8 protein-coding genes are annotated in these 10,005 nt (G+C 68.7%); 6 read left to right on the plus strand and 2 right to left on the minus strand.

What is annotated here, in order from left to right:
• On the minus strand, positions 1-188 hold a 188-nt coding region (locus tag MJ783_RS07075; RefSeq protein ID WP_239309361.1), incomplete at its 3' end, for a hypothetical protein.
• A gap of 214 nt (positions 189-402) precedes the next feature.
• Here MJ783_RS07075 and MJ783_RS07080 point away from each other — a divergent pair.
• The gene (locus tag MJ783_RS07080; protein ID WP_239309362.1) at positions 403-2,640 is read left to right on the plus strand and encodes a phage holin family protein; all 2,238 of its coding nucleotides are present in this window, start codon (positions 403-405) and stop codon (positions 2,638-2,640) included.
• Here MJ783_RS07080 and MJ783_RS07085 read toward each other — a convergent pair.
• Positions 2,598-3,503, minus strand: coding sequence for an MBL fold metallo-hydrolase (locus MJ783_RS07085; protein ID WP_239309363.1), 906 nt, complete (start codon positions 3,501-3,503; stop codon positions 2,598-2,600). The genes MJ783_RS07080 and MJ783_RS07085 overlap by 43 nt on opposite strands.
• Before the next feature lie 628 nt (positions 3,504-4,131).
• Here MJ783_RS07085 and MJ783_RS07090 point away from each other — a divergent pair.
• The 5 genes from MJ783_RS07090 to MJ783_RS07110 form a co-directional block, all read left to right on the plus strand.
• Positions 4,132-5,184 carry a YbhN family protein gene (locus MJ783_RS07090; protein WP_239309364.1) on the plus strand — a complete coding sequence of 351 codons (1,053 nt, stop codon included), beginning with the start codon at positions 4,132-4,134 and terminating at the stop codon, positions 5,182-5,184.
• A gap of 83 nt (positions 5,185-5,267) precedes the next feature.
• Positions 5,268-5,708: a peptidoglycan-binding protein gene (locus MJ783_RS07095; protein WP_239309365.1), complete on the plus strand. Its 441-nt coding sequence runs from the start codon at positions 5,268-5,270 to the stop codon at positions 5,706-5,708.
• Positions 5,709-5,885: 177 nt separating this feature from the next.
• Positions 5,886-7,670 carry a serine/threonine-protein kinase gene (locus MJ783_RS07100; protein ID WP_239309366.1) on the plus strand — a complete coding sequence of 595 codons (1,785 nt, stop codon included), beginning with the start codon at positions 5,886-5,888 and terminating at the stop codon, positions 7,668-7,670.
• Positions 7,671-8,049: 379 nt separating this feature from the next.
• A complete protein-coding gene (locus MJ783_RS07105) occupies positions 8,050-9,015 on the plus strand; it encodes a crotonase/enoyl-CoA hydratase family protein (protein WP_239309367.1) in 966 nt (321 codons plus the stop codon).
• A 200-nt stretch (positions 9,016-9,215) separates the two neighbouring features.
• The coding region (locus MJ783_RS07110) for a FadR/GntR family transcriptional regulator (protein ID WP_239309368.1) at positions 9,216-10,005 on the plus strand (790 nt) is incomplete at its 3' end.

Consider the following 10,005-nt stretch of genomic DNA (forward strand, 5'->3'; position numbering starts at 1 on the left):
CCCCGGGCCGTCGCGCTGGCGCCGTCCACGGTCCCGCAGGCCGATGGCCGCTCCGGAGCCGGGCCGCACGCGGCCGAGGGGACGCGAGTGTCACCCACCACGCCCTCCCGCCCGTCGGCTCGCCGCGCCGCTCCGCCCACCTCGATCTGATCACCCCGCTCCCCGGCCAGCGGCCCCACCAGCGCCACCGGGCAGTCCGGACGTGTCTTCCATGGTGCGTGATAGAGCGGTCCACCGCGGTCCAACCAAGGCGAAGGTGACGCGCGCGCACCGCCGGGGCGACCGGGGACGCACGCCAGCGCGCCGCTTCGGAGTCCAGGTCACAACAACCCGGCGGACATCCGGTTGACGACTCCTGAACGATCATGAGATCGCGTCTCTGCCGGTTAGTCTGCGCTGGATATGGTTGCGGATCGTACCGGTGCCCCGAGCACCGTCCCCGGTACGGCGGGGCAGGCGGACCTGTCCGGACGCCGCCGGGCCCGGCTGGCCGTCGTCGGCCGGCTCCTGCGCGGGCGGCTGCGCCTCGGCGGCGTGGTGCTGCGCGGGATGAAACCGACGCCACGGCGGCTGCTGCGGGTCATCCGGTCGGCCGTCGCGAGCGGGCTGGCGCTCGCCCTGGCGTTCGCCTTCCTGCCCGGCATCGAGGTGGACAGCCTCGCTGGGCTGATCCGTCTGGTTGCCATTCTCGCGGTCGTCGGCGCGGTGCTGCGGCCCATCCTCGTTGCGCTGGCGGTCGCCCTGGGCGGGATCGCGGTGCTGCTCATCGGCCTGTTCGCGCAGACACTCGTGATCTACGTGGCGCTGCGCATCGAACCGGACGTCGCCTTTCACGGCTTCGGCGCGGCCATCGGCGTCGCCTGGACCACCGCGGTGATCGCCGCGATGGTCGGCTGGCTGGCCGACGCGGGCAGCGACGAGACGTTCATCGGTGAGATCATGCGCCAGGTTGCCCGGTACGGCGGCGGTGGCATCCCGTTCGACGGCCCGGGGGTCGTCATCGTGCAGATCGACGGCCTGTCCGCGCCGCTGCTGCGATGGGCCGTCACCGCCGGGAACCTGCCGACGCTGAGCCGCTGGGTGCGCTCGGGGTCGCACCGGTTCGTCGAGTGGCACACCGGGATGCCCTCGACAACCCCAACCAGCCAGGCCGGCATCCTGCACGGCGCGTCCCGTCACATCCCTGCCTTCCGCTGGTACGAAAAGAACACCGGACGACTGATCGTCACCAACCGGCCGCGCGACGCCGCTGAGCTCGAACGCGGCTTCAGCAACGGACGCGGGCTGCTTGCTGACGGCGGAGTGAGCATCAGCAACGTCTTCTCCGGGGACGCCCCGCACAGTCTGCTCACCGTCAGTCAGGCTGGGCTACCGGGACGGCGTGCCCGCGGGTACGCGTCGTTCGCGGCCAGCCCACAGGGATTCGCTCGATCGCTGGTCCTCACCGTCGGCGAAATGATTAAAGAGGTGCACCAGGCCCGCAAGCAGCGCCGGGACAGGATCTTCCCCCGCGTCCGGCGCGGTGGCTCGTACATCGCGCTGCGGGGGCTGACCAACGTCCTGCTGCGTGATCTCAACGTCACCTTCATCGCCGAACAGATGGCCCGTGGCGCGCCCGTGGTGTTCTGCGACTTCGTCGACTATGACGAGGTGGCCCACCATGCCGGGCCGAATCGGCGGGAGTCTCTGCAGACCCTGGAGGGCATCGACCGGGTGCTGGCAACGCTGGAGCGAGTCGCGGCGAACGTGGGACGCCCGTACATGTTCGTCGCTCTTTCCGATCACGGCCAGAGCCAGGGCGCGACGTTCCGCCAGCGCTATGGACGCTCCTTCCCCGACACCGTCCGCGACCTGTTGACCCCGGGCGCCGCCGCGACCGCCGCGACCGGCACCGCCGAGGACTGGGGCCCGGTGAACACGCTGCTCACCGAGGTTACCGGCGGTGACACCGGTGACGGGCCAAGCCGGCGCATACTCCGGCGCCGCATCGACGACGGCCAGGTGACGTTTGGCCCGTCCAGGCTCGAGGTCACGCTTGACCCGAAACGCCCAGATCTCGTCGTCGTCGCGTCCGGGAACCTGGCCATGGTCTACCTGCCGCAGGTGGCCGGCCGCGCCGATCTCGACCACCTGGAGTTCCTGCACCCGGCACTCGTACGGGGCCTGGTCAACCATCCCGGCGTCGGGTTCGTGGTCGTCCGTTGCCATGGGCATGGTCCGGTCGCCTTCGGTGCCCACGGGCGCGTCTTCCTGGACACCGGCGTGGTCGAGGGGGCCAGCCCCCTGCTCGGGTACGGCTCGCGGGCCGCGGCGGACCTGCTGCGCCACCAGCGGATGGACCATGTCGGTGACATCGTCGTGGTGAGCCGGGTGGACCCGGGAACCCGCGAGGTCGCCGCCTTCGAGGAGCTGGTCGGCTGTCACGGCGGGATCGGCGGGGACCAGACCCGCGCGGTGCTCCTGTACCCGGCGGCCTGGCCCGCCCCGGGCGGTCCGATCGAGGGGCCGGACGCGATCCACCGCCAGCTCATCCAGTGGCTGGAGCAGCTCGGGCTGCGCCGGGACCCCTTCCCGGCAGCCCGCACCGCCGAAAACGATCAGTCCTTGTCGGCGGAAGCAACCGGGAACGCGTCGTCCTGACCGGTGCTGTCCTGACCCGCGTCGTCCTGACCGGTGCCGGCCGGCGCCGCGCCGGTGCGGGTGCCGCCTGGCACGGTTACCGCCACCCCGTGTGCGGGTAGCCGCACCTCGGCGGGCACCTGAGCGGCATCGGCCAGGCGGGCGAACTCGCGTCCGGGCTCGTGAAAACGATCGGGCCGGACGCGGTCGAAGCCTATCGGCCAGAGCGTCCCGTAGTGGATGGGCACGGCCATCGCCGGGACCGGCTGGCCCGCCGGTATCACCCGCCGCACCGCCTCCACCGCGCCGGCCGGGTCGATGTGCCCGGGGCCGAGGCTGGGTCCCCACCCGCCGACCGGGACGAGAGCGAGATCGATGCCGAGCGGGGCAAGATCGGCCATCGCGTCGTGCAGGGCGGTGTCCCCGGCGAACCAGGCTGTGGCGGTACCAGTGATCACAAAGCCGAGGGCCGGGCCGCGGTGACGCGACCACGGGCCGCGGGATCCGTCGTGGCGGGCGGGGACAGCCAGCACGTCCAGACCGCCGCCGCCGTCCGGCGCCGGGATCCGGGCCTGGTCCCCCGGCACCATCTCCACGCAGCGTTCCGCAAGCGCCGGATGCCGGTGGCGCAGCAGGGCCGCGGCGCCGCGCGGGACCAGGATCGGCACAGCCGGCGGCAGCAACCGCAACGAGGGGATGTCAAGGTGATCGGCGTGCAGGTGAGAGACGACCGCCGCGTCGACCTGCGCTGCCTGGGCCGCGGGACGCGCGCCAGCACGCCGGCGCAGGTGCGCGACCCGCATCCCGAGGACGGGATCGGTGAGCAGCCGAGTGCCGGCGTCTTGGATCCCAACCGTGCTGTGCCCCCACCACGTGACATCCACCCCGCCAGTGTGCCGCCCGCCCAGCCGCTCCCGGCCCGCGGGCAGTCGCCACGTGGGCGATGGTCGCCATATCCACTCGCGCCATGTGATCCGTCACATCGTGTGATTCATCACGTCATGCGATCCATCACGTCATGTGATCCGTCACGCACTGTTGAGCATTTCGCGTATGTTTGCCCAGGACACCCGCTGACGCGGCTCGCCAAGAACGCCATACACACAATGTCAATACGAAGGGTAACCAAATAGCTTCATTACCGCACGCACCCGGTGCGACAGCTGCCCGCGCCAACTTCACGAGTATCCGAATCCGGGATGATGGGCCGGTGCGTGAACATGGATCAGACATAGGACAGCCCACCGTCGGGTCACCATGAGCCCTGCTGTCCGAGTCCGGGCTGCCCGCGCAATGGAGGGCCGCGCCATCGGTCGCGCCCGCCCCCAGGCCGACGGCCCTCTCCCGGCGATCCCCGAGACAGCTATCAGCGAGATACCGTATTCGGCCCAAGCACTACAATTTGGTTACCTTCGGTAACAAAACGCGTATGGCGGCCTCGATATCCGACAGCATGGATGCATGATGTCACTAAGGGTACCGATGTGGCTACGGCGTGGAGCCTCTGCGATAGTGCTCCTACTAGTGATCGAATACGCGCTGTTGCCGCAGCTCGCGGGTGCCCGGAAAGCTCTGGAAACACTGTCCGGAGTTGAGGCGGCCTATCTCGTTGTCGGCCTGTTGTTAGAGGCCGCCTCCCTGCTTGCGTATGCGATGCTCACTCGCAGCGTGCTTGCCCGCGAAGACCGGCCGTCACTGTGGACGCTGACGCGCATCGATCTCACGTCGCTCGGCGTCAGCCATATGCTACCTGGAGGCGCCGCCACCGCGAGCGCACTTCGCTACCGCCTGCAACGCAGTGCCGGAATTGGCGCGTCCGAAGCGGTGTCCGCCGCGGCGATTCAGGGCGCCGGCTCAGCGGTTGTCCTGAACGTGATGCTGTGGATCGGCCTCCTGATCTCGATTCCCACCCGGGGCGCCAACCCGATCTACGGAACAGCGGCCGTGGTGGGGACACTGGTGATCGGCGCGGTGTTCATCGGGGTGGTGCTGCTCACCCGTGGGAGCGAACGGACCGTCCGCATCGTCCGCGCCATCGCCCGCCGCCTGCCAGGGGTGTCACCGAGCGGCGCCGAAAATCTTGTCCGCACCCTCGCCGATCGCCTTCGAGTCCTCGGCAAGGACCGGCCCCTGCTCATCAGGGCGACACTGTGGGCGGCCGCGAACTGGTTACTTGACGCCGCTTCTCTGTGGGTGTTTCTGTATGCCTACGGTCACGCAACGGCGCTGGACGGTCTTCTGATCGCCTATGGGCTCGCCAACGTGCTGGCAGCTATCCCCATCACACCGGGTGGGCTCGGGATCATCGAAGGAGTACTCGTACCGACGCTCGTGGGTTTCAGCACGACCCGGGCCATCGCCCTGCTGGGGGTGGTGACCTGGCGGCTGGCGAACTTCTGGCTGCCCATCCCGGCCTCGGCTCTCGCCTACCTGTCACTGCGGACCGGGCCGCTGCTGCACCGCCGCCTACCAGCCCAGCGTCCATGGACGAACCCAAACAGGATCAACGAGGAAACGCTCTCCGAGGCGGACCGCGTTCGTCGCCCGACCCTGAAATGCGACTGACAGGAATTGAATCATCACTTATAGTGAAGTGATGGTGGCTTCCAGATGTCGCCGCCAGGACCACGCGCCGAAGGAGGCCGACCATGGCACTGACCTGGCCCATGCAGAAGAACGGCAAAATAGGCGAAGCGGTACGTACCGTACAGTACCTTCTTCGCGCGCACGGATACACCGTCGCCATCGACGGGAACTTCGGGCCGCGGACCGAGACGGCGGTTCGCGAGTTCCAGTCGTTGCGGGGGCTCACGACTGACGGCGCCGTAGGCGACCAGACCTGGCCATCGCTCATCATCACTGTCCGCGAGGGCGACCGAAGCGAAAAGGGCGACGCGGTGCGCGCCGTTCAGGACCAGGCGAACTTCCGCACCGGGGATCCCGCGCACCCCTTCCCCGTGGACGGGATCTTCGGCCCGCTGACCGACGCCTGGGTACGAGGGTTCCAACGCAGTGTCGGGAGCGATGTCGACGGCATCGTCGGAGCCGTCACCTGGAACCACCTGGTCAAGGAAGAACTCAACATCTGACCGGCAACGCTCGCGGCACCGGCGGCACCAGGGGACGCGGCATCGCCCACCACAGAACGCCTCCTCCCGCAGCCTCGCGATCCATCCACCTGGACATCACCCGTCACCGAGATGGTGTGATGAGTGGGATTTTCCGGGGAAGGGGCTCGTGCTGTGCGGAAACTTGGCTCTGGCTATGTGCTGCATGAACCAATCGGCCGGGGCGCGTTCGGCCAGGTCTGGCGGGGATCCACGGTGGGCGGCGATCGTCAGGTGGCGGTGAAGGTCCTGCGCGCGGAACTCGCGGACGACCCCGAGGTGGTCGCCAGGTTCGTCCAGGAACGATCCGCGCTGCTCGGGTTCAACAGTCCGCATCTCGTCACTGTCCGCGACCTGGTGGTCGAGGGTGACACCCTCGCGATCGTGATGGACCTCGTCAACGGCGTGGACCTCAGGGTCTATCTCCGGGACCGGGGAAAGCTCAGCGTCCCGGTGGCAGTCGCGCTGACCTGTCAGGTGCTGCGCGCGCTGACGGTTGTGCACGCGGCCGGCGTCGTCCATCGTGATCTCAAGCCCGCGAACGTCCTCATCGACGTCACCGACCCAGCTGATCCACAAGCGCGGCTCACCGACTTCGGCGTGGCCAGGCTCGCCCACGGCCGGTCGCTGACCCGCCTCACCGGCGCGATCGGGACACCGCTCTACATGGCACCGGAACTGGCACAGCGCGAGCACGCGCAACCGGCCGCCGACGTCTACAGCGCGGGAGTCATGCTTTACGAGCTCCTGGCCGGTGATCCGCCGTTCTCCGGGCCGCACCCGATCGCGTTACTGCGTGCCCACATGGAGGACGCGCCCACGCCCATTGCCGACATCCCGCCGGCACTGTGGAACATGATCTCTTGGATGCTCGCGAAGGACCCGGCGGCCCGTCCCACCGCGGCCGGGTCCGAAAGCGGGCTGGCCCTGCTCGCGAGTTCCGGATTCCAGCAGCCAGCCCGCTCGCCGCGTAACGCCGATCACGATGCGCCTGCGCCTGCGCCTGCGCCTGCGCCTGCCGAGCCGGACGACGGGGCGACCGCGCTGCTCCCCGCGAACGCGACGATCGTGAGCCCGCGCCGGGCGGGTGCCACCGGCACGCTCGACCTCGCCGCACCGGTCGAGATCTCGCCCTTCATACCGGAGCCCGGCGGCACAGGGGCCAGTCAGGCGCCGACCGCCGCCGGCTGGGTCCGCCAACACGATGACGTCCTGAGCGGGCGGAAGCGACCGGCCGGTCGACGGCGCCGGCAAACCGCGATCATCACTGTGGTCGCGGTCACGCTGCTGGCCGCCGGTGCCGCGGCGCTCACGCTTACCACCACCCAGAACACCGCGACCATCAACGCACGGCCACCGGTGGCAAGCGGCGGCACGGCAACCAGCCACAGCCCCGCCGCGACGGCTGCTCCGACCGCGTCGGCCGCGGCGCCAAGCCTGGAGGCGCCGACCGCCCCGCCAACGACCGAGATCGCCCTGAGAACCGCGAGCGGCCCGGGCTCGGGCAGCGCCGCCGGAACGGGCAACGGCGGCGCTGCCGGAGGTGTCGCCCGGTCCCCCGCCGCACAACAGTCCTCGGCGGCGCCCGCGCCCACAGCACCAGCGCGAACCTACGACATGCCTTCCGGTTTCCCGGGATCCTGGTCCGGAAGCGTGGGCCAGTCTGGATCAGCCGCGTACACGGTGAAGATCTCGCTGACCAACGGCGACATCGGGGACAACGTCGGACGGGCCTCCTATCCGGAGCTCGGCTGTGTGGCGGACCTGTTCCTGACCGATGTGGCCAGTTCGGCGATCCGAGTCCAGGGCAAGCTCATCGTGAACTCCTACAACAACTGCGTGGCGGCAACGCTGGACCTCACCCTGCGCTCGCGTTCGGCAATGGACTATCTGGCCCAGTCGCCGGGCTTCGCCGGCAGCGCCAGCGCCGTCCTCTATCGATGATCTTCTCGGCACACGCCGACATCGGTATCACTCCCCTGGGCCCGCGGGTTCGCCATGGCCGCGATCACCCTCGGCAACCGCTGGCGTACGAGCGCCCGGCAACAGTGGTGTGGATCAAGGAGCGGGGCTGGGGTGCGTGCGGCGCGAGCCGGGCAGGCCTGTTGCCGGAGCCTCCCAACCGATCTCATCAAGGGCGATCGCGTTTCCCACACGCCAGGATGGCTGTTGCTACCCAACGGTAGCCTGCATGCCACACTGATTCGATCAGCAACAGGACCGGTGTTGACGAACCTGTTCACCACCGCATGGGCTGCGGCAAAACACCTGGCTGTCCCGGGCGTCACCAGAGCCCGGGGCAGCCGACAGCGGAGGGACTCCAATGACCGCGACAGATGAGAGAACGGCAAATGCCTTCGACGGCAGCGGCAGCGATGCCGACGGCGGCGCCGCTTCGGTGCGGGAAGGAGCGACCGGTTACGAACAGATCATTCTGGAGCCATACGTGTTCACCGATCCGCCTGCGCCGTCGCTGCTGTCAGTGCGGCTCGAGCGGCGTGGCCCAGTGGTCCAGGTCACCCTGCTGGGCCCCGGCAAGGGTAATGCGATGGGTCCGCAGTTCTGGCGCGAGATCCCGGTGGTGTTCGCCGCGCTGGACGCTGACGACAGCGTGCGCGCCGTGGTCCTCACCGGGTCCGGGGACAACTTCTGCTACGGCCTGGATCTGCGGACCATGCTCGAGGGGATCATCGGGCCGAATGGCACCGACGTCGGTCTCGCCCATGGCCGCACCCGCATGCTGCATAAGCTGCGCGCCCTACAGGGTGCGCTTACCGCGGTCGCGAACTGCCGCAAGCCCGTCGCGGCCGCGATCAGCGGCTGGTGCATCGGCAGCGGGGTTGACCTGCTGGCCGCTTGCGACGTCCGCTACGCGAGCGCCAACGCGATGTTCAGCGTGCGAGAGGTGAAAGTCGGCATAGTCGCTGACCTGGGCAGCCTGCAACGCCTGCCGGCCATCATCGGGGACGGCCACCTGCGGGAGCTCGCCCTGACGGGCAAGGACATCGACGCGATCCGCGCCGAACGGATCGGGCTGGTCAATGACGTCCTGCCAGGCCCGGCCGCGACGCTCGCCGCCGCCCATGCGTTCGCCGACGAGGTCGCGGCCAATCCGCCGCTGGTCGTCGAGGGCGTCAAGGAGGTTCTGGACGCGGCCCGCAGCGCGGCGGTCGACAGCGGCCTGCGCTATGTCCGGGCCTGGAATGCCGCCTTCCTCCCATCCCATGATCTTTCTGAGGCGGTGAACGCGTTCAACGAGCGCCGGCCACCGAACTTCACCGGCCGCTAGAGCGTGTCTGATGGATGGTGCTCGAAGCGATCGATGCCCAGCGGAGACAGCCTGGCCAGTCGACCATAATACGATCATGATTTTCGCGTCACCGCCGGGCGTCGCGCCATCCCGGCCACGGCCGCCCGGACAAACCATGATAATTCATCCTTAAATATTTGTTAAAGTGGTGAAAATCTCCATAACAGGGAGCATTTGAAGTGATCACTAAAAGTGATGATCTCACGGCTCCGCTGGAACGCGGGCCGAAGCTTACCGAGCTGGTCGCGACCCGCATTCGCCGTATGATCATAATTGGCGACCTGCGGACGGGCGACTTCCTTCCCCCGGAAGCGGAGCTCATGTCACGGTTCGGCGTATCCCGGCCGACCCTGCGTGAGGCGCTGCGCGTCCTGGAGTCGGAGATGCTCATCCGGCCCCGCCGAGGTTCCCGGACAGGCCCACAGGTATGTGCGCCCACGGTCGATCAGTCTGCCCGTTACACGGCCTTACTGCTTCAGCACCGGGAAGTGCATCTCGGCGACATCCACCAGGCACGGAGTCTGATCGAGCCGCCGCTGGCCCGCCGGGTGGCCCAGCGAAGCGATCCCGATGTCCTGCAGACCCTCAAGGCCGCGCTGGTCGGGGAGGAGGCGACGCTGACAAACCCCGCCGCCTTCGCCAAGGCGACGACACGGTTCCACCTGGCGATCGCTGACGCGACCCAGATCAAGTCTGTTGCCGTCACACTGCGTCAATATTATTGGATGATCGAAACGCACACCGGCCAGGTCGGGTGCGCCGATCGGATGGCCAGGTCCTCCGCCGAGCCGGGAGCCGACATCAGCTCCGTGAACCTGCGCACCCACGGCGAACACGCACACCTCGTCTCCCTGCTGTGCGGCGGAGATGCCGACTCGGCCGAGGACTGGTGGCGGGCGCATCTGGAGTCCGCGGTCGCCGCGGCGGCCACCGACGCGAACGACGCCCATCACCTCAACTTCTTCGGCT

It is taken from the genome of Protofrankia sp. Cj3, from assembly GCF_917627355.1.
In the GTDB taxonomy this organism is placed as follows: Bacteria; Actinomycetota; Actinomycetes; order Frankiales; family Frankiaceae; genus Protofrankia.

Bases quoted from the DNA above. Each gene is read 5' to 3' on its own strand.
- MJ783_RS07080 (WP_239309362.1), top strand. From the start codon at position 403: ATGGTTGCGGATCGTACCGGTGCCCCGAGCACCGTCCCCGGTACGGCG.
- MJ783_RS07105 (WP_239309367.1), top strand. From the start codon at position 8,050: ATGACCGCGACAGATGAGAGAACGGCAAATGCCTTCGACGGCAGCGGC.
- MJ783_RS07095 (WP_239309365.1), top strand. From the start codon at position 5,268: ATGGCACTGACCTGGCCCATGCAGAAGAACGGCAAAATAGGCGAAGCG.